Source organism: Methylobacterium sp. C1 (assembly GCF_001854385.1).
In the GTDB taxonomy this organism is placed as follows: Bacteria; Pseudomonadota; Alphaproteobacteria; order Rhizobiales; family Beijerinckiaceae; genus Methylobacterium; species Methylobacterium radiotolerans.
This window is the reverse complement of record NZ_CP017640.1, coordinates 3,901,431-3,924,675: the sequence shown is the minus strand read 5'-3', so window position 1 is coordinate 3,924,675 and position 23,245 is coordinate 3,901,431. Positions and strand designations below refer to the sequence as shown.

The following is a 23,245-nucleotide window of genomic DNA, read 5'->3' as shown; positions in this document are numbered from 1 at the left end:
CGCGGGATTATCAACTCAGTCCCGTATTCGATTGCGGGTGTAAACTTATGTTGATGTCTCTGGCCGATGCGAAGACGGTTACTTGTTTCGCATCAGCAGCACGAGCCAGCCAATCCCGAGGATAAAAATTATCAATCCGATCGAGACGAAGACGGGCGTGCCGAGATCGATGAGGCGGGGCGCGAGCTGGGTGGCGAAGGCCGCCACCACCAGGGCCACCGCGACGCGCGCGGCCGCGCGCTCGATGCCGCGGGTGACCTTGTCGAGGCCCTTCACCTCGATCTCGACGGTGACGCGGCCCTGCTTCAACCGCACCAGCATCAGGTGGATCAGGGTCGGCAGCTCCGAGGCGGCGCCGTAGAGGCCGACGCCCAGGGCCTCGGCCTTCTGCTTGAGGGCCGAGAGCGAGAACTGCGTCTGCATGCTCGCCCGGACCGTCGGGCCGGCGGCGGCGAACAGGTCGAAATTCGGGTCGAGGTGGCGCATCACGCCGTCGGCGGTGACCAGCCCCTTGAACAGGATGGCGAGGTCGGTCGGCATGGCGAGGTCGTTCTCGCGGGCCATGTTCATGAAGTCGGTGAGCACCAGCCCGAGATTCAGCGGGATCGACGAGTGGCTCTCCACGAAGGACTGGGCCGAGACCTGGAGGCGGGTGAGGTCCGGGTTGCTGGTGCCGGTCCAGTCGAGGAGCACGGCCATGAGGCCGTCCGCGTCCTGCTTGAGCATGGCGCCGATCAGCACGAGCAGCTGCGAGCGCCGCCGCTGCGACAGCCGGCCGATGATGCCGAAATCGATGAAGCCGATCTTGTTGCCCGGGAGCGCCAGCATGTTGCCGGGATGCGGGTCGGCGTGGAACACGCCCTCGATCAGCGCCATCTGCAGGAACGCGTCGGTGCCCTTCTGGGCAAGCAGTTTCTTGTCGATGCCCGCCGCGCGCAGGGCCGCCTCGTCGTTGGGCGGGATGCCGTGGATGAAGTCCTGAACCAGCACCCGCTCGGAGCAGTACTCCCAGTGGATCTTCGGGAAGACGATGTCGTCGCGGTCCTCGAAGATCTGGGCCAGCAACTCGCAGTTGCGCGCCTCGTTGAGCAGGTCGAGCTCGCCGTTCAGGCCCTCCGCGAGGTGGCGCATCTGCTCCCGCGGCTGGTAGCGGGCCATGTCGGGCCACTCGTTCTCGACGATGCGGGCGCCGTGCGCCATCAGGCGCAGATCCGCCTCGATGATCTTGCGCAGGTTCGGCCGCAGCACCTTGACGATGACGTCTTCGCCCGAGTGCAGCCGCGCCCGGTAGACCTGGGCGATCGACGCCGAGGCGATCGGGTTGGTGTCGAACTCGGCGAACACCTCCATGGGCGAGGCGCCGAGATCGAGCTCGAGCTGCGGGCCGATCTGCTCCCACGTCACCGGCACGACCTGGCTGTGGAGCTTCTGCAGCTCCTCGGTCCAGGCCGGCGACAGGAGGTCCGGCCGGCTCGCCAGCACCTGCCCGAACTTGATGAAGGTCGGCCCGAGCGCTTCGATCGCCCGGCGCAGCCGCTCCGGCTCGGACAGGCGCGTGACGTCGACCCGAGGCTGACGGCGCGGCACCAGCGGCAGGTAGCGCAGGCCGAGCCGGTCCACGACGCGGGTGACGCCGAAGCCGATGAGGATCGTCGCGATCTCCGACAGCCGCTGGCGGTCGCGGGCGGCAACGAAGGCTGTCTTCAGCATGAATGGAGCGATCCGGTCGGACGGGATTGGGCGTCCGGACAGCACGAGCATAAGGACTTTTTTGCGGTCGCGAACCCCGGTTCCGCCCCGGGGCCGCAACTTAGGCGGCGCGGTCGGCGGGGCGCGGCGGCGGCGGGGCCGGCGCGGACGGGGGCGCTGGCGGCCCGTCAGAAGGCCGGCTCCAGGCCGCTGGTCCGGTAGGCCTCGGCCGCCCGCGGCGTCGTCAGGCCTGCGAGGAACCGGGCCGCGCCGTCCCGGTCCGTCGCGCCGCGCAGGATCGCCGCCGCGAAGGTGGTCATCTCCTGCACCGGGTCGGGGAGGGGGCCGACCACCTCGATGCCGGGCACGACCATCAGCTCGCTGATCTGCTGGACGGCGATGTCGGCCTCCCCGGAGACGAGCTTCTCTGCCGTGAAGCCCTGCGGGATGATCGTCGCCTTAGCGTTGACCGCCTCGGCGAGGCCGAGCCGCGGCAGCAGGCCGGCGAAGTAGATCCCGCTGGCGCCGGTCCGGGAGTAGGCCACCGAGCGCGCCGCCACCAGGGTGCGCTTCAGCGCCTCGACGGTCGCGATGTCCGGATGCGGAGCTCCGGCCTTGACGGCGATGCCGTAGCGCGAGCGCACCACGTCGACCCGGCTCTCGGGCTCGACGCGTCCCTCGGCGACCAGCCGGTCCATCGCGTCCGACAGGACCAGCACCGCGTCGGCGGTCTCGCCCTCGGAGAGGGTCTTCATGATGACGGTGGTCGGCGCCCAGTGGATCGTCGTCCGGCCCCCCGCGGCCTCGAAGGCCGGGACGACGTGGGCGTCGAAGGCGCCGCGCACCACCAGCGCGCATTTCAGGCGTGTCTCGGGTCGCTCGTTCGCCATGATGGGTCTCGTGCTTCGTCTCTGGAACTGGGCGCCCCGGCGCTCCGCCGGGTCACGTCGGCTCGGCTGGCCCGCCCTCGGGCGTCGCTGCGCGGCCGCCTCAGGCTGAGTGGGCGATGGTCCGCGCGCCGAGAAGCCGGACCGTCACCGCGGCGGCTCGGCGCGGGAATAGTCGATCGCCGTGAAGCCGCCGCCCTGGTAGCGCTCCACCACCGGGTTGCCGCTGGTCTTCCCCTCCAGCGCCGCCGCGTGGGAATCGGCGCTGTCCTGCGGCGCCCAGCCGATGACGGCGCGCCCGTCCTTCCGCCACCAGGTCATGCGGCTGTTGTTCGACGCGCCCCAGATCACCACCGAGCCCGTCGGGCCGAGGTCCGGGGCCAGGGTGGCGCGGGTGATCAGCCGGGTCAGGTCGGCGTAGGACAGCCACGTGGCCAGCATCCGCGCGTCGGTCGGCTCCGGGAAGCACGAGCCGATCCGCAGGAAGACGCTCTCGACCCCGTGCTTGTCGCGGTAGAGGCCGCCCATCAGCTCGCCGTAGGCCTTGGACAAGCCGTAATAGCCGTCGGGTGCGAGGCCGCAATCGTCGTCCAGCACCTCCGAGCGCGCGTGGAAGCCGATCGCGTGGTTCGAGGAGGCGAAGATCATCCGGGCACCCTCGCGCCGGGCCGCCTCGTAGGCGTGGTAGAGGCCGCGGATGTTCGGGCCGATCACCGTCTCGAACGGGTGCTCCACGGAGATCCCCCCGAAATGGAGGATCGTGCCGCAGCCCTCCGCCAGCCGCAGGATCGCCGGCCCGTCCTCCAGGTCGGCGACCTGGAACCGGGCCCCCTCGGGTAGCGGATCGGGGAAGGGGACGCGGTCCGTGAGCCGGAGCGTCCAGCCCTGCGCGCCGAGCGCGCGGGTCAGCACGCGCCCGAGGGCGCCGGAGGCCCCGGTCAGGAGGACGGGTTTGGACGGGACGGTCTCGGCACTCATGGGACGCTGCTCCAGATTTCGGCGGCCTGGTCGGGCAGCCTTGATCAGACGGCCTCGGTCAGACGGCCTTGGCCGCGGTGAGGGGACCGGCTTCCGCCGGGTTGCGCGGCCGCCGCACGAAGATCGCCATCGCGACGACGCCGGCCGCCGCGATCAGGGCGGCGATCACGAAGGCGCTGGCGTAGCCCCCGAGATACTGCACGGCCAGCCCCGTGGCGGTCGGCCCGATGATGCCCGAGATGTTGCTCAGGAGGTGGATGAAGCCGCTGACGCCGCCGACCCGCGCCTCGGGCACCAGCTCGTGGATCGTCGCCCAGCAGGATTGCACCGAACTGGTCAGCATCAGCACGGCGAGCGCGATGAGCGAGACCGCCATGGCGGTGCTGGTCGCGGCGTTGACGGCGAGCAGGGCGACGCCCGCGACGGCCAGCGGCACGATCGTGGTGATCTTCCGCGCGGCGAGCTTGTCGCCCATGCGCGTGTAGACGAAGTCCGCCACCACGCCCCCGCCGACGTATCCGACGAAGCCGCAGGCCCAGGGAATCGAGGCGACCAGCGCCATCTCCTTCACCGGCATGTGCAGCGCGTCGGTGAGGTAGCTCGGGAGCCACGAGAGGAAGATGTAGAGGGTGTAATTCACCGCGAACATGCCGAGCCCGAGCGACAGGGTGCTCGGCAGGAACAGGTATTCCTTGAGCGACCGGGCATGGTCGGACGGCGCGAGGTGCGTGACGGCCCGGCTTCGCTCCACGAGGGCGATCTCCTCCGGATCGACCCGGGGATTGTCCTGGGGCCGGTCGGTCATGAGCATCCGCCACGCCACGACCCAGAGCAGGCCGACGGCGCCGATGGCCACGAACGCCATCCGCCAGCCGTACTGGATCGCCAGCAGGCCGACGACCGGCGCCGCGATGGCGCTGCCCACCGTCTGGCCCGAGAAGGTGAAGCCGATGGTCCGGGCGGTCTCCTCGCGGGGGAACCACGTGGTGATGGTGCGGTTCGTGGTCGAGTTCATCGGACCCTCGGCGAAGCCGAACAGGGCGCGGACGACGAACATCTGGGCGAAGCCGGTCACCGCGCCGGTGAGCATGCACAGGACCGACCACGCGGCGGCGGCCCAGCTGTAGACGCTGCGCGGCCCGTAGCGGTCGGCGAGCTGGCCGCCCACGAAGGCGAACAGCGCGTATCCGAAGAAGAACGTGCTGAAGATCACCCCCAGTTCCGAGGGCGACAGGTTCAGGTCCTCCTTGACGAAGGGCGCGGCGACGCCGAGCGCGGCCCGGTCCATGTAGTTGATGATACCGGCGATGAACAGCAGGAACGCGATCAGGAATCTGTAACGCTTGGCGAACATTGGGCATCCTCCGAAATATTTATGGTTTTCTTTTCTTGATTGCTCGGTGCGGCCCGGCGGCCAGAGGTCACGGTTCGACCGCCGCCGGCTCCGCCTCTCCTGCCCCTGAGGGGCATGGTCAGGCCCACGCTCGGCGCGGGCCCGAACGCGCGTCGGCGCCTCCTACAAGAACGCGATCGTGCAGGGGCTGAGGCTCGGGCGTTCGCCCGTCCGAGTCAGGTCCCCGGTCTCGGGATCGATGGCGAAGGCGACGAGGCTGTCGCCCTGCTCGTTGGCGACGAGCAGGTGGCCTCCGTCCGGTGCCAGGATCATGAAGCGCGGGTCGCGGCCGCCGGAGGGCGTCCAGCCCGCCGGCTCGAGGCGCCCGGCCGGGTCCGCCCGGAACCGCGCGATCCCGTCCTGCCCGCGGTTCGACGCGTAGACGAACCGCCCGTCCGGCGTGACCGCGATGGCCGCGGCGGTGCTCGCCCCGAAGAAGTCCGGCGGCAGGGTCGAGGCGAGGTGCAGGGGCGTCAGCGTCCCGGCGTCCGCGTCCCACCGGCAGGTGGCGACACTCGAGTCCAGCTCGTTGACCAGAAAGGCGAGGGGCCGGTGCGGGTGGAACGCGATGTGGCGCGGGCCGGCGCCGGGCCGCATCGCGGTCTGCGAGACGACGGCGAGCCGCTCACCCGCGAGCTTCAGCACGAAGACGCGGTCGAGGCCCTTGTCGGGGACGACGACGTGGCGGCCGTCCGGCGACAGGACCACGTGGTGCGGGTGGGCGCAGGCCTGCTCGGTCCGATGCGGGCCCGGCTCGCCCGGCAGCGGCAGGACGTCGCGCGCGGGCTCCAGGCCGCCATCGGCGCGCACCGGCATGAGGGCGACCGATCCGCTGGCGTAGTTGGCGACGATCAGGAAGCGGCCGTCGGGGGCGAGGGCCTGGTGCACGCTGTTGGTGCCGCCGGTGGCGGCGCTGCCGAGACCGCGCAGGGTGCCGTCGGGCGAGACCGCGAAGGCGCTCGCCGCCTCGCCGTCGCCCTGGACCGTGTAGAGGATCGCGCGCGCCGGGTCGGTCACCAGGAAGGACGGGTTCGTCAGGTTCTCGACCCGCCCGAGACGCGTCCAGTCGCCGAGGTCGCGGCCGGTCCGGTAGATGTCGATGCCCTGGCCGCGCGCCCGGCGCCGCTCGGTCGTGAAGCAGCCCACGAAGGCGAGGCCGCGGGGGGCGGTATCGGTCATGCGGAGCATCCGGATCGGGAACAAGGCTGCGGCGGCAGCCTGCGGGATCGACCCCGCGGGGATGCCGGCCGCCCGAGAGCGGCCGCTCCGGCGCCCCGGGAGGGGGTCCGCCTCGCGGGGACCGGCGCGCTGCGCGTGTTCGGGAAGACGATCATGGTCGATCCTCCCGCCATTGGCTCAGGCCCGCCGCGGGGCGCGGCGCAGGAAATCGGGATTGAGTTCGGACAGGCGGTTCACCCCGATCAGCGCCATGTCGCGGTTGAGCTCCTCCTTGAGGATCCGCATCGCGTGCTCGACGCCCGGGACGCCGCCGAGCGCCGCGGCGAACATGAAGGGCCGGCCGAGCAGGACGAAATCGGCGCCCAGCGCCAGCGCCTTCATCACGTCGGTGCCCCGGCGGACGCCGCTGTCGACGATGATCTTCAGCCCGCCCTTCCGGGCGGCGATCTCCGGCAGCACGTCGAGGGGGGCGACGGCGTAGTCGAGCTGGCGGCCGCCGTGGGTCGACAGGATCACGCCGTCGGCGCCGCACGCCCGCGCGATGTCGACATCCTCCGGCGCCAGCAGGCCCTTCACCAGCAGGTTGCCGGACCAGCGCTTGCGGATCGCCTCCAGGTTCTTCCACGAGAGCTGGTCGCGGGCGATGGTGTTGCGCACCGCGCCCTGGGACATCATCGGCGGCCCGCGCTCGGCCTCCGTGTTCTCGAAGTGCGGGGCCCCGTGCTTGAGGAAGGTCCGGGCGACCGTTCCGAGCAGCCAGCGCGGGTGGGTGACGCTCTGCCACGCCACCTTCGGCGTGACCTTGATCGGCATGGAGAAGCCGCTGCGGATGTTGTGCTCGCGGTTGCCGAGGGTCGGGGTGTCGGCCGTGACCACGAAGGTCCGGTAGCCGGTGGCCTCGACCCGGTCGAGGAGGCGGTCGATCCGGTTCTGGTCGCCCGGCAGGTAGCCCTGGAACCAGGCCTGCGGGTTCTGGGCGTGGACGTCCTCCAGCCTGATCAGCGAGGAGGCGCTGAGGCACATCGGCAGGTTCATCCGCCGGGCCGCCTCGGCGAGCACGAGGTCGCCCCGGTAGGCGATGAAGGCGGCCCCGCCCAGCGGCCCGATGCCGAAGGGCGCCGCGTAGGTCTGGCCGAACAGCGTGGTGGCGGTGTCCCGCGCCGAGGTGTCCCGCATCAGGCGGGGCACGAGGGCGTAGTCGGCGTAGGCGCCGCGGCTCTGCGCCAGGGCCGAGCCGGTCTCGACCCCGCCGGAGACGTACTGGAAGATCATCGGCGGCAGCAGCTTGCGCGCGTGCCGCTCGAAGTCGTCCAGCGCCAGCAGGTCGCGGAACCGGTAGGGCGTGACCGCGTCGCTCCGCTTCAGGCTGGTGACGATGGCCTGCGGGGCGGCGATGCCCGCCGCAGTCGCGTCGGCGCCGCCGACGGTCGGCGCCGCGCGCTCGGGGGCTCCCAGTCCGGAGGCCGGCCGGTCGAGCGTCGCCATCGGGTCCTCCTGCGGGTCGCCGGATCGCGCGGCCTCTTGAAAGCGCTTTCAGATAGCCAGCGGCCGGGCGAGGTGTCAATATTCTGCCGGTCCGGCTCAGTTGGCCGGGCATCGCCGCGTCGCGTATCCGGTACCGGCGCGATGCCCGTCGGGCCGCTCGGGGGTGGGGGATCGATCTCAGTGCTGGACCTGCCGGAAGAGATCCTCGAGCCGCCGACGCGCGGCCCGGTTGCCCGGGACGTCGCCCGCCGCGCCGGCGTCTCGACCGCGACGGTCTCCCGGGTTCTCAACGGCTCCGCCGGGGTCCGGGCCGACAAGCGCGAGGCGGTGATGCGGGCCGCGCAGGATCTCGGCTTCGTCGCCAACGGCGCGGCCCGGGCGCTCTCCACGCGACGGTTCATGGCGGTCGGCGCGGTCGTGCCGAACATCGAGAACGAGGCCTTCGTGCGCGTCCTGTCGAGCTTCCAGGACCGGCTGCGGCAGGCGGGCTACACCCTGGTCGCGGCCAATGCCGGCTACGACCTGGAGGACGAGCTCCGCGAGGCGACGTTCCTGCTGGAGCGGGGCGTCGACGGGCTGATGCTGGTCGGCGACATCCACCACCCAGACCTCCACGCCCGGATCGCCCGCGCCGGCATCCCGATGGTCCAGACCTTCAGCCTGTCCCGCGAGCGGCCCTGCGTGGGCTTCGACAACGCCGCCTCGGCGGCCCGGGCGGCCAACTACCTGATGGACCTCGGTCACCGCCGGATCGGGGTGATCTCGGGTCTGCGCAAGGACAACGATCGCGGCGGCGCCCGGGTCACGGGCATCGCGGCGGCGCTCGCGGCCCGGGGCCTGCGGCTCGCCCCGGAGCACGACATCGAGATCTCCTACGGGATCGGCGGCGGCCGCGACGGGTTTCGCCAGATGCTGGCGGGCGGGCCGCCGCCGACCGCGATCATCTGCGGCACCGATCAGATCGCCTTCGGGGCGATGATCGAGGCGCGGGCCCGCGGGCTCTCCGTCCCCGGGGACCTGTCGGTGATCGGCCACAACGATTCCGACTTCGCGCCCTTCCTGGACCCGGCGCTGACGACGATCCGCATCCACTCCGCCGAGATCGGCCACGCCGCCGGCGACCACCTGATCGCCCGGATCCAGGGGCGGCCGATGGTCCGCCTCACCGAGATCGACGCCGAACTGATCCTGCGCGCCAGCACGGCCCCGCCGAGGCGTACCGGCGCCTGACCTGCGCTATCTTGCCACCGCTTTGAAATCGCTTACAACATGCGGACCGGCGCGGCCGGGTCCGCGCCCTCTCCGGAACACAGCATGGCTCCCCGCATCGTCCTCCTGCACGCGACGCCGGTCGCCATGGCGCCGATCCAGGCCGCCTTCGCCGAGCGCTGGCCGGAGGCCGAGACCGTCAACCTGCTCGACGACGGCCTGTCCCTCGACCGGGCGAAGGAGCCGGGCGCGATCTCGGAGAGGATGATCGAGCGCTTCGTGCGGTTCGGCCGCTACGGCCACGACATGGGCGCCGACGGCATCCTGATCACCTGCTCGGCCTTCGGGCCGGCGATCGATCGGCTGATCGAGAGCGTGCCGGTGCCGGTGCTCAAGCCCAACGAGGCGATGTTCCGCGCCGCCATCGCTCAGGGCGCGCGCATCGGCATGCTGGCGACCTTCGGCCCCTCGGTCGGCACGATGACGGACGAGTTCGAGGAGTTCGTCGCCGAGACCGGGCGCCCGGCAAGCCTGCGGACGGTCCTGGTGGACGACGCGATGGCGCGGCTGCGCGCCGGCGATGCCGAGACCCACAACCGGCTGATCGCCGAGCGGGCGCCGGACCTGCGCGACTGCGACGCGATCATGCTCGCGCATTTCTCCACCTCGCGCGCGGCCGAGGCCGTGCGGAAGGCCGTCGACATCCCGGTGCTGACCGCGCCCCACGCGGCGGTGGACCGGATGCGGGCGGTGATCGAGACCGGCGGGAGCGCCTGAGCCATGACGCGACCCATGAAGCTCGGGTCCTACAAGGATCGTCTCAGCGGCCATTGCGGCTTCCTGTTCACGGAGCTGCCGCTGGCCGAGCGCTTCGCGGCGGCGGCCCGGGCAGGGTTCCGCGCCGTCGAGCACCCCAACCTGTTCGCGACGCCGGCCCGCGAGGTCGCGGGCTGGCTGGAGCGGGCCGGCGTTCCGCTGGTCCAGACCGGCTTCCCGGCGGGGGACGCCGCCAAGGGCGAGAAGGGGTTCGCGGCCCTGCCCGACAGGATCGACTACTACCGCTCCACGATCGAGCCGACCCTGGACTACGTCGCGCAGCTCGGCTGCCGGATGGTTCACCCGATGGCGGGCGTCCGGCCTGCCGGGGTCGAGCGGGCGCGGCTCTGGGACACCTACCTCGACAACCTCGCCTTCGCGGCCGACGCCGCCGGCGCGCGGGGCATGACGGTGATCGTCGAGCCGATCGGCCCCGGCTCGATCGCCGACTACGTGATCGACGACCCGCTGGTGGCGGTCGAGGCGATCCGGGCGATCGGTCGCGACAACGTCAAGCTCCTGTTCGACGCCTATCACTGCGTCTGCCTCGGCCACGATCCGGCGGCGCTGATCCGGGCGCACGCGCCGCTCATCGCCCATGTCCAGATCGCCGACGACCCCGGGCGGCACGAGCCCGGGACCGGCACGATCGCCTTCGACCCGATCTTCGCCGCCCTGGAGGAGGTCGGCTATTCCGGCTTCGTCGGCTGCGAGTACCATCCCGCGGCCGGCACCGAGGCGGGGCTCGGCTGGATGAGGGCGGACGCGGCGTAGGCCGGGGGCTCAGAACCGGGCCGCGACGCCGCCGATGATCGTGCGCGGCTGCCCCGGCGTCGCGTAGCGGTTCTGGAATGCCCGGTCGTAGAACGTCGCGTCGAACACGTTGTCGACGTTCAGGTAGATCCGCACGCCCGGCGCGATCTGGTAGTACGAGATCAGGTTGACCAGCGTGTATTGCGGCAGGTTGAAGGTCGCGAGCGCCGTCCCCGCGGCGCGACGACCGACGAAGTCGAGGCCGCCGCCGAGCCCCAGACCCTTCAGCTCGCCGCTCTGGAACTCGTAGACCGTCTGGAACGCGAGGCTGTTGGCGGGCACGTTGGCGATGCGCGTGCCGACCGGAAGGGTGTTGTCGCGGGCGACGGCCGCGTCGACGCGCGTGTAGGTCCCGATCACGCGCCAGCCCGGTGCGAGGTAGCCCGCCGCGGTCAGATCGAAGCCGCGGCTGCGGATTGCGCCGGTGGCGACGCTGAAGTTCGGATCGACCGGGTCGGTGCTGAGGACGTTGGACCGCCGGATCTCGAACAGGGCGGCGGTGGCGTCGAGGCGGCCGTCGAGGAGGCTGACCTTCGCGCCGGCCTCGTAGCCCTCACCCTCCTCGAACGCGAAGGGCCGGCCGCTGCGATCCGTGCCGATATTGGGCCGGAAGGAGCGGGCGTAATTGCCGTAGACCGAGACCGTGTCGGTCAGGTCGTAGAGCAGGCCGAAGCGCGGCGTCGCCACCAGGCCCTGCAGGCTGGTGGTGCCCTTCGTGAGGTTGTTCGTCGAGACCAGCCCGAGATCCTCGACCCGCACACCCAGGAGCGCGTGGAGGCGGGGCGTCAGGTCGATCTGGTCCTGCACGTAGCCGGCGTAGCTCTCGGTCTTCTGCAGGAAGTTCGTGACCCGCGCGGTGATCGGCGGCAACGGCTGGCCGTAGCGCGGTGCGAGCAGGTCGAGGAGGAACGGGTTCGTCGCGACGTTCGAGCGGTTGAACACCTCGCGGTAGCGGTAGCTGTCGTATTCCAGCCCGAGCAGGAGCGTGTGGCGGAACGGGCCGGTCTCGAATTTGCCCGCGAGATTCGCCTGCAGGTCGAGATCGGACCACGTCAGGTCCCGCCATTCCAGGGTTCGCCGCTGGGTCCGGCCATCCGGCAGCAGGCCGATGGCGCCGACCCCGTAACCCGACAGGTTCCCGCCGAGCACCTGCGCGCCGGCGTTCAGCACCCAGTCCTGGTCGAACCGGTGCTCGACGCGCAGCTGGCCGAGGGCGTTGTCGACATGGGCCGGCGGCAGGCCCGGCTCGCCGATGAAGCGGCTGCGCGGCAGGGCGCGCACGTTGCCTCCCAACGGCACGATGCCGCGGTCGAAGGTCTGCGCCGTGCTGATGAAGTCACCCTCCAGGGTGATGGTCGTGTCCGCATTCGGCTTCCAGGCGATGACCGGGGCGAGGGCGTAGCGGTCGCTGGTGACGAAGTCCCGGAAGCTGCCGTTGTCCTCGACGGCGCCGGTGACGCGCGCCAGCACCTGCCCGCTCTCGTCGAGGGCGCCCGTGGCGTCGAAGGTGCTCCGCTTGGCGCCGAAGCTGCCGTACTGCGTGCCGATCGTGAGGGAGCGCGCCGCGAGGGGCTGCTTGGTCACGATGTTGAAGGTGCCGCCGGGATCGCCGCGGCCGTACAGGAAGGCCGAGGGGCCTTTCAGCACCTCGATGCGCTCGATGGAGACGATGTCGGGGCTGTTCGGGTAGCCGCGATTGATCGGGAATCCGTTGCGGTAATACTCGCCGGTGGCCACGCCGCGGATCGTGAACTCGGTCAGGCCGAGGCCGCCGAAATTGTTGCCGCGGCCGACACCCGCGAGGTCGAGGGCCGTGTCGATCCGCGTGGCCGCGGCGTCCTCCAGCACCTCCTGCGGTACCGCCACGATGGTCTGTGGCACCTCGCGCACGGGCGTGTCGGTCCGCGTGGCGCTCACCGCGCGCGCGACCCGGTAGCCGTCGACGCGGGTATTCCCGTCGCCGATCCCCGCCACCGAGAGTTCCTCCAGCTGGATCTCCTGGGCGCTGTCAACGGCAGTTTGTGCCGAGCCTGAGGACGGAAGAAATACCGGAGCGAGGATCAGGGAGATCTTGACTGCGCGCCCGGAAACGCCGCGCGAAGCCCGTGTGCAAGGATTTGCACAGTTACGCCGTACCACGATGTCGACCATTCTGTTTCGAGTGGCGCCAGATACGGTAGAGAAACACTCACGGTCAAGCTTGCTCTCGAGGTCATCCCGAAGGCTGGATTTCGAATAACTATAATCTGCGCGGGTTCGACATCGCGCCTGTGGTCTGGCGGCAGCCCGGACTCGTCGGTACGAGACTGCGCGGCGGGCCTCCCGATCCCGACGGGCCGCGGTGAACGCCGTCGCGCCGTCAACGGTTCGGGCCAAGCCCGCGGCGGGCCGCCTCGCGCTGTGCGGCCGGCCGCGGCGCCCCGGAGAGCGGCGCGAATCTGTCGCCGGACGCCGACGCGGACCCGAAGCGGTTCAGTGCCGGACGGCCCGAGCCCGCCGCGTCGCGCGGGAATAGTCCACAGGATCGTGCGCCACCGGGGCGGCGCCGGACCCGCTCCGGGTCACGCGTCGCCGAACAGCCGCGCCCGGCGCTCCAGCACGGCGGGCCAGACCTCCGGATTGACGAGGCGCGGCGGCGTCTCGCCGCGGAGCAGGCCGACGATCTGCTCGGCCCCCCAGGCGGCCACGTTGCGCCGTGCCTCGTGGGTGACGCCGGCGGTGTGGTAGGTCGCCACCACGGTGTCGAGCTGCAGCAGGGCCGCGTTGAGGGGCGGCGGCTCCGGCGACCAGACGTCGAGGCCCGCCCCCGCGAGGTGGCCGGCGGTCAGCGCCGCGGCGAGCGCGGCCTCGTCGTGGACGCCGCCGCGGGCGGTGGTGATGAACACTGCCCCCGGCCTCATCGCCGCGAAGCTCTCGGCGTCGAAGCTGCCGCGGGTCGTGTCGTCGAGGGGGCAGTGCAGGGACACGATGTCGGACTCGGCGAGCAGTCGCGCCCGGTCGACCGGCTCCGCGCCGCGGGCCCGGATCTCATCGCCCGAGAGCAGGGGGTCGTGGGCGAGGACCCGCATGTCGAAGCCGCGGGCCAGCTTGGCGACCTCCCGGCCGGTATGGCCGATCCCGATCAGGCCCAGGGTCGCGCCGCCGATCTCGTGGCCCATGAGCGATTCGCGGGTGAAGCCGCGCGCGGTCCGGAGCAGCCGGTCCGAGACGCAGATCTTGCGCGAGACGGCGAGCATCAGGCCGATCGCCAGCTCGGCCACCGAGCGGGCATTGCCGCCCACTTGGTTCACCACCGCGACGCCGGCCCGGGTGCAGGCGGCGGCGTCCACCGTGTCGAAGCCCGCCCCGGCCGACGAGACCGCCAGGAGGTCGGGGCATTCGGCGAGCAGCGCGTCGGTCACGTGCCAGCGGCGCGGCAGCTCGTCCCGCGCCGGCGAGACGTGGAGGACGTGGGCCCGCGCCAGCAGCGCGGCCAGCACGTCATCCGGCCCCTGCAGGTCGCCGACCTGCAGGTCGATGTCGGGCTCGGCCCCCAAGCGCGCGTCGAAGACCGGGTTGATCCAGACGTTGAATCGGCAGACGCGCTTGCGGACCGCCACGCGGGATCAGCCCTTCACCACCGCGTCGATCGCGTCGATGACGTGGTCGATGTTGTGGGTGTTGACCGCGGCCACGCAAATCCGGCCGGTCTCCAGAGCGTAGACCTCGTGCTCCTCGCGCAGGCGGGTGGCTTCGGCGGGGCTCAGGCCCGTGTAGGAGAACATGCCCTTCTGCGCCTTGATGGCGTCGAAGCCGCGCTCGGGGTGGCGCTGCTGCAGGCTGTCGGCCATCCGCTCGCGCATGGCGCGGATCCGGTCGCGCATCTCGGCGAGCTCCCGCTCCCAGTCGGCGCGCAGCTCCGGATCGGTCAGCACGATCTCGACGATCGCCGCACCGTGGGTGTGCGGGTTCGAGTAGCTCGCCCGGACGAGGCGCTTGGCGAAGGCCTCGACCTTGGCCTTCGCGGCCGGGCTCTCGGCCACGATGGTCAGCGCGCCGACGCGCTCGCCGTAGAGCGAGAACGACTTCGAGAACGAGGAGGCGACGAGGAACTCCTGGCCGGACTCCGCGAACAGGCGCACCGGCTCGGCGTCGGCGTCGAGGCCGTTGCCGAAGCCCTGGTAGGCGATGTCGAGGAACGGGATCAGGCCGCGCTCGGCCATCAGGGGCACGAGGTCGCGCCACTCGTCGAGGCTGAGATCGGCGCCGGTCGGGTTGTGGCAGCAGGCGTGCAGCACCACGATCGAGCCCTTCGGCAGATCCTGGAGATTTGCCTTCATGGCCGGGTAATCGGCGCCGCCGGTCTCGGCCGAGAAGTAGGGGTAGTCGACCACGGTGAAGCCGGCCTGGCTGAACAGGGCCTTGTGGTTCTCCCAGCTCGGGTTGCTCACCGCCACGGTGGCGCCCGGGTAGAGTTTGGCCAGCAGGTCGGCGCCGGTCTTCAGGGCGCCGGTGCCGCCGATGCTCTGGAGTGTCGCGGCCCGGTTCTGGGACAGGATCGGCGCACCCTTGCCGAACAGCAGCTCCTGGACGGCGTCGCGGAACGGCTTCGTGCCCTCGATCGGCCGGTAGGTCTTGGGCAGGCCCTTCTCGATCCAGCGCTTCTCGGCGGTCTGCACGGCGCGCAGGCGCGGCACCTTGCCGTCCGCGTCCGTGTACACGCCGACGACGAGATTCAGCTTCTTCGGGCTCGGGTCGGCGTTGAAGGCCTCGAACAGGCGCATGATCGGGTCGAGCGGCGCGTCCTGGATGCCGGCGAACAGCGAGGTCATGATCGTCAATCGTCCCAGAGGGTCTCGGCCGGCCACGCGTGGAGAGGTGCCGGCACGCCCGGCGACGGGCCGGGCCGATGCCCTTATTCCGCACATCGCGCCCGCCCGCCAGCGCTTCCGCGCGCATCAGCGTCCCGATCCACTCAACCATCCGGCGCCGATCCGCCGCCAGCGCCCTTCCGGTGAGGGCTCCGACGGTCCTAGAGTGCCGCCATGATCCGTCGCCTCGTCCCATTCCTCGCCCTTCTCTGGACGGCCGCCCCGGCCGTCGCGCAGGCGCCGGTGCGGATCGGGCTGTCGGCGCCGCTGACCGGTCCGGACGCCGCCTACGGCCAGGGGCTCCGGCAGGGCGCCGAGCAGGCGGTGGCCGACCTCAACCGCGCCGCGGGCGGGCGCCCGCGCTTGGTCCTCGTCCCGGCCGACGACGGCGGCGAGGCCCGGCAGGCCGCCGCGGTCGCGAAGAAGTTCGCCGCCGACAACGTGCGCCTCGTGGTCGGGCCGCTCGAATCCGGGGCGGTCGCGGCCGCGGCGCCCGTCTACGAGGAGGCGGGTGCGGTCGTGGTCGCGCCCGCGGCGGCCTACGGGCCGCTGACCGGGCGGAGCCTGTGGAACCTGTTCCGCCTCGGACCGAGCGACGCGCAGCAGGGCCGGGCTGCCGGGGCCTATCTGGCGAAGGCCTTCGCGGGGCGCCGGGTCGGGATCGTCAGCGACCGCTCGACCTTCGGCCGCGGCCTCGCCGACGCGGTGGCGGCACGGCTGAAGGAGGCCGGCACGCCGGAGGTGCTGTTCGACGGCTTCCCCCGGGGCACCCGCGACCTCGCGGACGTCGTCGCGCGGCTGAGGGCGGCGCGCCCCGACGCGGTGTATTTCGGCGGCCTCGCGCCGGAGGCCGCGACCCTGCTCCACGCCATGCGCGAGGCCGGCCTTGGCGCGACGCTGGTGGCGAGCGACGGCATCCTCGACCCGGCCTTCGCCGCCGCGGCCGGCGGGGACGGGGAGGGCACCGTCATGACCCTGGTTCCCGACCCGCCGCGCCTGCCAGAGCCGCGCGGCGCCCGCCCGGCGCCGCGGTCCCCCGAGGCGGAGAGCGTCGCGGCCGCGGCCTACGCCGCCGTGGAGCTGCTGGCGCAGGCGACCGAGCGCGCCCGCGCCGCCGACCCGAAGACCGGCCGCATCGCCGATGGCCGCAAGGTGGCGGAGGCCGTGCGGACGGGGCCGTCCCGGACGCTGCTCGGATCGGTGGCCTTCGATGCGCGGGGCGACCGCTCCGGAGCGCCGATCGCCCTGCGGATCTGGCGCCGGACGCCGGACGGGCGCCTCGACTACGCCGGCAACGACGCGGAGCCGTGAAAGCCGGCGAATCGTGTCGATGACGGAAGGTGTTCGGCCTCCGTGACTTGCGGCCGGTTCCCGCGGGGACTACATGCGGGCGGTGCTGCTGAGCTGGCGCGGGCGGTCCCCCGGATCGGATCCGCGCCCTGCGGCGTTTCCCGAGCTCGATGACAGCCGAACACGCATTGCCGGAACGCCTGCTGCCGGACGGTCCGACTGGAGAAGGTGCATGGCGAAAGAAGAATTGATGCAGTTCGATGGTCTCGTGATCGAGATCCTGCCGGATGCGCGCTACCGCGTGCAGCTCGACCAGGGCCACGAGATCGTGGCCTACACGGCCGGCAAGATGAAGAAGAACCGCATCAAGACGCTGGCCGGCGACCGGGTGACGGTCGAGATGTCGCCCTACGACCTCGAGAAGGGCCGCCTCGTGTTCCGCCACAAGGACGAGCGCTCGTCCGGACCCCGTCCGCCGGTGCGCGGCGGCCAGTTCCGCCGCCGTTGACGGCCGGGCGCGCGAGCCGGACTTCCTCGGCCGCGCCCGCCTACCTGCTGCTGACCGTCACGGCGCTCCTCTGGGCCGGCAACGCCGTCACCAGCCGCTGGGCGCCCGGTCACGTCTCGCCCCAGGTCATCACGACGCTTCGCTGGGCGGTGGCCTGCCTGGTGCTCATGCCCTTCGCCGGGCGCCGGCTCGCCGCCGCGTTGCCGCTGCTGCGGCCGCACTGGCTGCGCATCCTGCTGATGGGCGGCCTCGGCTACACGGCCTTCAACTGTCTGTTCTACGCGGCCGGCGTCCATACCGGCGCGATCAACCTCGCCCTGTTCCAGGGCGCGATCCCCGTGCTGGTGATCGTCCTGAACCGGCTCGCCTACCGGGTCCCGGTCGCGCCGGGACAGGTGCTGGGCGTGGCGCTGACCCTGGTGGGCGCCGGCCTCGCCGCCACGCACGGCGACTTCTCCGTGCTGACGAACCTCGCCTTCAACCGCGGCGACGTGCTCGTCTTCGGCGCCTGCCTGCTCTACGCGGGCTACACGATCTTCCTGCCGACGCGCCCGAAGGTGCCGGCCCTGGCGTTCTTCGCCGCGATGGCGATCGCGGCGTTCGTCACCTCGCTGCCGCCGCTCGCCGTCGAGTGGGCGACCGGCCACGCCGTCTGGCCCAACCGCGAGGGCTGGCTGATGGTGGCCTTCGTCGGCCTCGGGCCGTCGCTGCTGGCGCAGCTCTTCTTCATGCGCGGCGTCGAGATCATCGGCCCGAACCGCGCCGGCCTGTTCGTCAACCTCGTGCCGATCTTCGGCGCGATCCTCGCCGTCCTGCTGGTCGGCGAGCCGTTCGGGACGACGGAGGCCGCCGCCCTGGCCCTGGTGCTGGCCGGGATCGCCTGCGCCGAGCGCCTGAAACCGGCGCCCGTCGCGGCGGCGACTCCGGAAGCCGCCTACTCGCAGACGCGGACGCGGCGGATGTAGACGTCGCCGTAGGCATCGTAGGTCCGGCGGCGCTCGAAGTGGCAGACCGGGCCGTAATCCTCCTCGACGTAGACCGGCGGCGGGGCGCGGTAGACCGGGCGGCCCGGGTAGTAGCCGTTGTTGGCCGACGCGATGGCGCCGCCGACGGCCAGGCCGCCGAGCACGCCGAGGGCGGCCGCGCCGCCGGCGCCGATGCCGTCGCGGGCCTGGGCGGCCGGCGCGAGCGTGGCGAGGCTCCCGACGACAAGGCTCGTCGCGAGAAGGTACTTCATGACATCCCCCTGAAAGCAGGCGATTCGTGCCGATCGATCGGCACAGAGCTGCTACCACACCCGAGCTTTGGGGCGTTTGTTCGGCCGCACGTGCCGGCTTGACGTGAGGTGCTCCGCCGCACCAAACCCAGGGGCGAGCGAGAGGAGCGGCGACCGTCATGGTGACACGGGGCTTCGTCGGACGCAGGCAGCCGCCCGAGACTAGCGCGCGCCTGCCGCCGGGTCAGTATCTGACCGACGACTTCCCGATCCTCCAGATCGGTCCCAACCCGACCGTCGACATGGCGACGTGGCGGTTCACGCTGCGCGAGGGGTCCCGGCCGATCAAGGCGTGGAGCTGGGCGCAGTTCGAGGCGCTGCCCCGCACCACCTGGCACGGCGACATCCACTGCGTCACCAAGTGGTCGAAGTTCGACACGACCTGGGAGGGCGTCAGCTTCGACGACATCCTGGCCGATGCCGGGATCTCCGCGCCGACGGGCTACCTCCTGGCGGAATCCCACGACGACTACACCACGAACGTGCCGGTGGCCGACCTCGTGGGCGGCCGCGCCCTCGTGGCGACGCGCTACGAGGGTCAGCCGATTCATCCGGATCACGGCGGCCCGGCGCGGCTGTTCGTGCCGCACCTCTACTTCTGGAAGAGCGCCAAGTGGGTGAAGGGCCTCCGGTTCACCCAGACCGACACCGCCGGCTTCTGGGAGCTGCGCGGCTACCACATGTACGGGGATCCCTGGCGTGAGCAGCGCTACATCGGTGACTGAAACGGTGGCTGAAGCGGTGCCTGGCGCGGTGACGGACAGGGAAGCGGACCCGGCGATCGAGCCCATCGTCTTCCGCTGGCACGAGGCGGAGATCGCCGCGATCGCGCCGGTCACGCCGCACGTGAAGAGCGTCCGGCTGCGCTGCGGACTCGCCGAGGCCTACCGGGCCGGGCAGCACGTCGATGTCCGGCTCACCGCGGAGGACGGCTACCAGGCGCAGCGCAGCTACTCCATCGCCTCGGCGCAGGACGGCAGCGGCACCCTGGAGCTGATGATCGAGGGCCTGCCGGACGGCGAGGTCTCGGGCTGGTTCTCGCACTGCGCCGAGGTCGGCGACCGGGTCGAACTGCGTGGGCCGATCGGCGGCTCGTTCTCCTGGGACGGACCTGACGGCGGGCCCCTGCTCCTGGGCGGCGGCGGCTCCGGCGTGGTACCGCTCCTGGCGATGCTGCGGCGGCGGGCGCAGAACTGGCGGGCGATCCCGGCGGCGCTGATCTACTCGGCCCGCACCCGCGCGGAGGCGATCGCGGTCGCCGAGCTGGAACGGCTCGCCGAGACGGACCCCAACTTCTCCCTGCATCTCGCCACGACGCGCGAGCCCGGCGGCAGGCGGATCGACGCGCCCCTCGTCGCCGACGCCCTCGCGCGGATCGGGGCACCCGGGAAGGTGTTCCTCTGCGGCTCGAACCGCTTCGTGGCCGCGGCCTCCGACCTGATCCTGGCGCAGGGCGTCGCGCCGGGCCTGATCCGGACCGAACGCTTCGGCGCCTGAAGGCGCCGCGATCTTCCGCATCGGAGGGGACGTCGGCGCGGTCGTCCCGCGAGCGGAGCGATCCGGACGGTGCCACCCCCGTCGAGGCCGCGCTGCCCTGGATCGCTTCGCTGCGCTCGCGATGACGGAGAGGGGCGCGTCCACCGAGGGTACAAACGAACAGCCTGTCAGGGGCTGAAGATCAGCACGAGGTAGACGAAGAACAGCACGAGGTGCACCGCGCCCTCGAGCACGGTGGTGCGCGAGCCGGAGAAGGTCTGCGCGCTGAGGATCAGCGTCACGGCGAGCAGGGTCATCTCGGTGGGCTTGAGGCCCAGCACCACGGTCTGGCCGGTGAGCAGCCCGATAGTCAGGATCGCCGGCACGGTGAGGCCGACCGTCGAGGTGGCCGCCCCCAGGCACAGGTTGATCGCCCGCTGGAGCTCGTTGCGGGCCACCGCCTTGAGCGCCGAGATCCCTTCCGGCGTGAACACGATGGCGGCGATCAGCACGCCGCCCAGCGCCGTCGGCGCGCCGAGGGCGGCGATGCCGTGGTCGAGGATCACCGCGAGGCTCTTGGCCAGGATCACGATCGGCACGACGTTGGCGAGCAGCAGGCCGATATGCTTGGCGACGCTGCCGCCCGAGACCGGATCCGCGCCGTGCGACGGCTCCGTCGCCTCGGGGACTTCCGCGTCGATGAAGAACTCGCTGTGGCGCCCGGTCTGGATCAGCAGGAACACGCCGTAGAGGGCGAGGGTGAACACCGAGAACGTCACCGCCTGCAGGGTCGTGAGGGTCCCGTCGCTGGTAGAGCTCGTGAAGTTCGGGATGATCAGCGCGATGGTGGTGAGCGGGATGATCACCGACAGGAAGGCCGAGGCACCCTGGAGGTTGTAGCGCTGCTGGTGGTGGCGCAGGCCGCCGACGAGGAGGCCCAGCCCGACCACGCCGTTCAGCACGATCATCAGCACCGCGAACATCGTGTCGCGGCCGAGCGTCGGCGCGTCCTTGGCCGACAGCATCACGGCGGAGATCAGCGCCACCTCGATGATGACGATGGCCAGGGTCAGGACCAGGGTGCCCAGGGGCTCGCCGAGGCGGTGCGCCAGCTCCTCGGCCTCGTGCACCACGCCGAAGGCCGCCCAGACGATCACGCCGAGCAGCCACGCGAACAGGCTCCCCGCGAACAGGGGGTCCGACAGGTCTCCGAGCCAGCCCTTGCCGAACCACGCGAAGGCGAGAACCGTCGCCCAGGCTACCGCCACCCGCAGAGCTGCCATCATGATGAACGTCTACTCCGGCCGGATCGCGTCGGGGCTGCGATGTACGAGACTCGACCGTGCCTTAGCAGGTCGCAGCACCGGTGTCGGCCTCGGTGTCGGCCTCCCGGCCGCGCGGCGACCGGGTGGGCGGCCGATCGTCGGGCGTGGGATCGTCGTGAGCCGCACCCGCCGCGCCGCGGATCGAGCGCGCGCAACCGCCCCATGCTGCAACGGGAGTGGTCAGTCGGCGCGCTTGGCGCTACCTTCCAGGCACCCGAATAAAGTCCGGCGCCTGATTCCCCCGCCGCGCGATGGCGCGCTGCCGGGCGCGGCACGGCCGTTGAGAGTTCCCGAAGCTTGCCTTTCCCGACCCTGCCCGCCCCCCTCGCGCGGGCCTTGAGCGACCGCGGCTACGCCGACCCGACGCCGGTCCAGGCCGCCGTGCTGGAAGCCGCCGCCGGCTCCCGCGACCTCCTCGTCTCGGCCCAGACCGGGTCCGGCAAGACCGTGGCCTACGGCCTCGCCATGGCCAGCATGCTGATCGGGGAGGCCGACCGGCTGCCGCCCCCGGCGGCGCCCCTCGCCCTGGTGATCGCCCCGACCCGGGAACTCGCCCTGCAGGTCCAGCGCGAGCTGTCCTGGCTCTACGGCCCCGCCGGCGGCCGCGTCGCGGCCTGCGTCGGCGGCATGGATCCGCGCCGGGAGAGCCGGATGCTCGCGGAGGGAACCCACATCGTGGTGGGGACGCCGGGCCGCCTCCGCGACCACCTCGAGCGCCGCAACCTCGACCCGACGGCGCTGCGCGCCGTGGTCCTCGACGAGGCGGACGAGATGCTCGACCTCGGCTTCCGCGAGGACATCGAGTTCATCCTCTCGGCGACGCCGCCGGAGCGGGCCACGTACCTGTTCTCCGCGACCCTGCCGAAGGGCATCGAGGCCCTGGCCGAGCGCTACCAGCGCGACGCCCTGCGGCTCGCCATCAAGGGCGAGACCCGCGGACACGCCGACATCGCCTACCGGGCGGTGCGGATCATGCCGCGGGAGACCGAGCACGTGGTGCTCAACCTGCTGCGCGAGGCGGACGCCAAGACCGCGATCGTCTTCTGCAACACCCGCAACGCCGTCCGGCACCTCCAGGCCAGCCTGACCGAGCGGGGCTTCTCCGTTGTGGCGCTGTCGGGCGAGCTGGGCCAGGGCGAGCGCAACGCCGCGCTCCAGGCCCTGCGCGACGGTCGCGCCCGCGTCTGCGTCGCGACCGACGTGGCAGCCCGCGGCATCGACCTGCCGTCGCTCAGCCTCGTGATCCACGCGGACCTCCCGCACGACGCCGAGGTCATGCAGCACCGCAGCGGCCGCACCGGCCGCGCCGGCCGCAAGGGGACCTCGGTGCTGCTGATCCCCAATTCCCGGCGGCGCCGGGCCGAACAGATGTTCGCCATCGCCAAGGTGAGCCCCGAATGGTCGGGCCCGCCCTCGGCCGACGAGATCCGTCGGCTCGACGGCGAGCGCATGCTCTCCGACCCGCTCTTCGCCGAGCCGCCGGCCGAGGAGGACGTCGCGCTGGCCGAGACGCTGCTCGCCGGCAAGAGCCCGGAGGAGCTCGCCGCGCTCCTGGCCCGGGTGTACCGCACCCGCCTTCCGGCGCCCGAGGAAGTCAGCGATCCGGGCGAGGGCCGCGCGCCCCGCGGCGAGCGGCCGCCCTACGACCCGATGGACCCGGAGCGGATCGCCGCCATGGGGCCGGCGGTCTGGTTCCGGCTCAACCTCGGCCGCCGCGACAACGCCGACCCGCGCCGGCTGCTGCCGATGCTGACCCGCCGGGGCGGCATCGGGCGCCAGGAGATCGGCGCCATCCGGATCTTCGACCGCGAGACCAAGTTCGAGGTGCGGGGCAACGCGGCGGCGCGCTTCGCCGAATCCTTCGCCCGCAACGGTTCGCCGGAGATCCAGGTCGAGGCGCTGGCGGGCGACGGGGCGCCGGCCGAGCGCAGGGGCCCGCCTGCCGGGCCGAAGGGGTTCGCGAGCCCGCGCGCCGGCAAACACCAGCGGAAGGTCGAGCGCACCGGGCCCAAGGGCGACAAGGCCGGGCGCCAGACGGGCCGGGCCTGAGCGCCGGGCCGCGTGAGCCGTC

20 protein-coding genes are annotated in these 23,245 nt (G+C 72.0%); 9 read left to right on the top strand and 11 right to left on the bottom strand.

Going from position 1 to position 23,245, the window contains the following annotated elements:
* Positions 1-78: 78 nt before the first annotated feature.
* The 6 genes from BKE41_RS18150 to BKE41_RS18125 all read right to left on the bottom strand — a co-directional run bounded on the left by BKE41_RS18150 (position 79) and on the right by BKE41_RS18125 (position 7,611).
* A complete protein-coding gene (locus BKE41_RS18150; protein ID WP_024829322.1) occupies positions 79-1,710 on the bottom strand; it encodes an AarF/UbiB family protein in 1,632 nt (543 codons plus the stop codon).
* Between the two features lie 167 nt (positions 1,711-1,877).
* On the bottom strand, positions 1,878-2,579 hold the full coding sequence (locus tag BKE41_RS18145) for a substrate-binding domain-containing protein (RefSeq protein WP_012320355.1): 702 nt from the start codon (positions 2,577-2,579) through the stop codon (positions 1,878-1,880).
* Between the two features lie 144 nt (positions 2,580-2,723).
* On the bottom strand, positions 2,724-3,554 hold the full coding sequence (locus BKE41_RS18140; protein WP_012320354.1) for an NAD(P)-dependent oxidoreductase: 831 nt from the start codon (positions 3,552-3,554) through the stop codon (positions 2,724-2,726).
* Between the two features lie 58 nt (positions 3,555-3,612).
* Positions 3,613-4,908, bottom strand: coding sequence for an MFS transporter (locus BKE41_RS18135; protein WP_070999948.1), 1,296 nt, complete (start codon positions 4,906-4,908; stop codon positions 3,613-3,615).
* 162 nt (positions 4,909-5,070) lie between these two features.
* The gene (locus tag BKE41_RS18130) at positions 5,071-6,126 is read right to left on the bottom strand and encodes a lactonase family protein (protein WP_024829325.1); all 1,056 of its coding nucleotides are present in this window, start codon (positions 6,124-6,126) and stop codon (positions 5,071-5,073) included.
* Positions 6,127-6,303: 177 nt separating this feature from the next.
* Positions 6,304-7,611: an alpha-hydroxy acid oxidase gene (locus BKE41_RS18125; protein ID WP_024829326.1), complete on the bottom strand. Its 1,308-nt coding sequence runs from the start codon at positions 7,609-7,611 to the stop codon at positions 6,304-6,306.
* A gap of 180 nt (positions 7,612-7,791) precedes the next feature.
* Between BKE41_RS18125 and BKE41_RS18120 the strand changes: the two genes are divergently transcribed.
* The 3 genes from BKE41_RS18120 to BKE41_RS18110 all read left to right on the top strand — a co-directional run bounded on the left by BKE41_RS18120 (position 7,792) and on the right by BKE41_RS18110 (position 10,410).
* The gene (locus BKE41_RS18120; RefSeq protein ID WP_024829327.1) at positions 7,792-8,841 is read left to right on the top strand and encodes a LacI family DNA-binding transcriptional regulator; all 1,050 of its coding nucleotides are present in this window, start codon (positions 7,792-7,794) and stop codon (positions 8,839-8,841) included.
* An 84-nt stretch (positions 8,842-8,925) separates the two neighbouring features.
* On the top strand, positions 8,926-9,597 hold the full coding sequence (locus tag BKE41_RS18115) for an aspartate/glutamate racemase family protein (protein ID WP_024829328.1): 672 nt from the start codon (positions 8,926-8,928) through the stop codon (positions 9,595-9,597).
* A gap of 3 nt (positions 9,598-9,600) precedes the next feature.
* Positions 9,601-10,410 (top strand): TIM barrel protein, encoded by an 810-nt coding sequence (locus BKE41_RS18110; RefSeq protein ID WP_234740681.1) that lies wholly within the window; start codon positions 9,601-9,603, stop codon positions 10,408-10,410.
* Between the two features lie 9 nt (positions 10,411-10,419).
* On the opposite strand, the gene BKE41_RS18105 is transcribed toward BKE41_RS18110, so the two are convergent.
* The 3 genes from BKE41_RS18105 to BKE41_RS18095 all read right to left on the bottom strand — a co-directional run bounded on the left by BKE41_RS18105 (position 10,420) and on the right by BKE41_RS18095 (position 15,260).
* Positions 10,420-12,423 carry a TonB-dependent siderophore receptor gene (locus BKE41_RS18105; RefSeq protein WP_083374381.1) on the bottom strand — a complete coding sequence of 668 codons (2,004 nt, stop codon included), beginning with the start codon at positions 12,421-12,423 and terminating at the stop codon, positions 10,420-10,422.
* Positions 12,424-13,010: 587 nt separating this feature from the next.
* Positions 13,011-14,048 (bottom strand): hydroxyacid dehydrogenase, encoded by a 1,038-nt coding sequence (locus tag BKE41_RS18100; RefSeq protein ID WP_070999947.1) that lies wholly within the window; start codon positions 14,046-14,048, stop codon positions 13,011-13,013.
* A 6-nt stretch (positions 14,049-14,054) separates the two neighbouring features.
* Positions 14,055-15,260: an amino acid aminotransferase gene (locus BKE41_RS18095; RefSeq protein ID WP_012320345.1), complete on the bottom strand. Its 1,206-nt coding sequence runs from the start codon at positions 15,258-15,260 to the stop codon at positions 14,055-14,057.
* A gap of 213 nt (positions 15,261-15,473) precedes the next feature.
* Between BKE41_RS18095 and BKE41_RS18090 the strand changes: the two genes are divergently transcribed.
* From BKE41_RS18090 to BKE41_RS18080, 3 genes are all read left to right on the top strand, one after another.
* Entirely contained in the window at positions 15,474-16,610 is a 1,137-nt protein-coding gene (locus tag BKE41_RS18090; protein ID WP_070999946.1) for a branched-chain amino acid ABC transporter substrate-binding protein, read from the top strand.
* Positions 16,611-16,821: 211 nt separating this feature from the next.
* Positions 16,822-17,097 (top strand): translation initiation factor IF-1, encoded by a 276-nt coding sequence (gene infA, locus BKE41_RS18085; protein ID WP_012320343.1) that lies wholly within the window; start codon positions 16,822-16,824, stop codon positions 17,095-17,097.
* Positions 17,094-18,062, top strand: coding sequence for a DMT family transporter (locus tag BKE41_RS18080; RefSeq protein ID WP_012320342.1), 969 nt, complete (start codon positions 17,094-17,096; stop codon positions 18,060-18,062). Before infA ends, BKE41_RS18080 begins: the two co-directional genes overlap by 4 nt.
* On the opposite strand, the gene BKE41_RS18075 is transcribed toward BKE41_RS18080, so the two are convergent.
* On the bottom strand, positions 18,032-18,334 hold the full coding sequence (locus BKE41_RS18075) for a hypothetical protein (protein ID WP_012320341.1): 303 nt from the start codon (positions 18,332-18,334) through the stop codon (positions 18,032-18,034). The two genes, BKE41_RS18080 and BKE41_RS18075, sit on opposite strands and share 31 nt — an antisense overlap.
* Before the next feature lie 158 nt (positions 18,335-18,492).
* Here BKE41_RS18075 and BKE41_RS18070 point away from each other — a divergent pair, with 158 nt between their 5' ends.
* Both BKE41_RS18070 and BKE41_RS18065 read left to right on the top strand, forming a co-directional pair.
* Positions 18,493-19,098, top strand: coding sequence for a sulfite oxidase-like oxidoreductase (locus BKE41_RS18070; protein WP_070999945.1), 606 nt, complete (start codon positions 18,493-18,495; stop codon positions 19,096-19,098).
* A gap of 28 nt (positions 19,099-19,126) precedes the next feature.
* Positions 19,127-19,870, top strand: a complete 744-nt coding sequence (locus BKE41_RS18065; protein ID WP_244413106.1) for an FAD-binding oxidoreductase — start codon at positions 19,127-19,129, stop codon at positions 19,868-19,870.
* A gap of 167 nt (positions 19,871-20,037) precedes the next feature.
* Here the strand turns inward: BKE41_RS18065 and BKE41_RS18060 are convergent, their stop codons facing one another.
* Positions 20,038-21,135, bottom strand: a complete 1,098-nt coding sequence (locus BKE41_RS18060; protein ID WP_012320338.1) for a calcium:proton antiporter — start codon at positions 21,133-21,135, stop codon at positions 20,038-20,040.
* Positions 21,136-21,471: 336 nt separating this feature from the next.
* Between BKE41_RS18060 and BKE41_RS18055 the strand changes: the two genes are divergently transcribed.
* Positions 21,472-23,223, top strand: a complete 1,752-nt coding sequence (locus BKE41_RS18055; RefSeq protein ID WP_012320337.1) for a DEAD/DEAH box helicase — start codon at positions 21,472-21,474, stop codon at positions 23,221-23,223.
* Positions 23,224-23,245: the final 22 nt, after the last annotated feature.

Coding starts and splice junctions, on each gene's coding strand:
- BKE41_RS18150 (WP_024829322.1), bottom strand. CDS start 1,710: ATGCTGAAGACAGCCTTCGTTGCCGCCCGCGACCGCCAGCGGCTGTCG.
- BKE41_RS18145 (WP_012320355.1), bottom strand. CDS start 2,579: ATGGCGAACGAGCGACCCGAGACACGCCTGAAATGCGCGCTGGTGGTG.
- BKE41_RS18140 (WP_012320354.1), bottom strand. CDS start 3,554: ATGAGTGCCGAGACCGTCCCGTCCAAACCCGTCCTCCTGACCGGGGCC.
- BKE41_RS18135 (WP_070999948.1), bottom strand. CDS start 4,908: ATGTTCGCCAAGCGTTACAGATTCCTGATCGCGTTCCTGCTGTTCATC.
- BKE41_RS18130 (WP_024829325.1), bottom strand. CDS start 6,126: ATGACCGATACCGCCCCCCGCGGCCTCGCCTTCGTGGGCTGCTTCACG.
- BKE41_RS18125 (WP_024829326.1), bottom strand. CDS start 7,611: ATGGCGACGCTCGACCGGCCGGCCTCCGGACTGGGAGCCCCCGAGCGC.
- BKE41_RS18115 (WP_024829328.1), top strand. CDS start 8,926: ATGGCTCCCCGCATCGTCCTCCTGCACGCGACGCCGGTCGCCATGGCG.
- BKE41_RS18110 (WP_234740681.1), top strand. CDS start 9,601: ATGACGCGACCCATGAAGCTCGGGTCCTACAAGGATCGTCTCAGCGGC.
- BKE41_RS18095 (WP_012320345.1), bottom strand. CDS start 15,260: ATGACCTCGCTGTTCGCCGGCATCCAGGACGCGCCGCTCGACCCGATC.
- BKE41_RS18090 (WP_070999946.1), top strand. CDS start 15,474: ATGATCCGTCGCCTCGTCCCATTCCTCGCCCTTCTCTGGACGGCCGCC.
- infA (WP_012320343.1), top strand. CDS start 16,822: ATGGCGAAAGAAGAATTGATGCAGTTCGATGGTCTCGTGATCGAGATC.
- BKE41_RS18075 (WP_012320341.1), bottom strand. CDS start 18,334: ATGAAGTACCTTCTCGCGACGAGCCTTGTCGTCGGGAGCCTCGCCACG.
- BKE41_RS18070 (WP_070999945.1), top strand. CDS start 18,493: ATGGTGACACGGGGCTTCGTCGGACGCAGGCAGCCGCCCGAGACTAGC.
- BKE41_RS18060 (WP_012320338.1), bottom strand. CDS start 21,135: ATGATGGCAGCTCTGCGGGTGGCGGTAGCCTGGGCGACGGTTCTCGCC.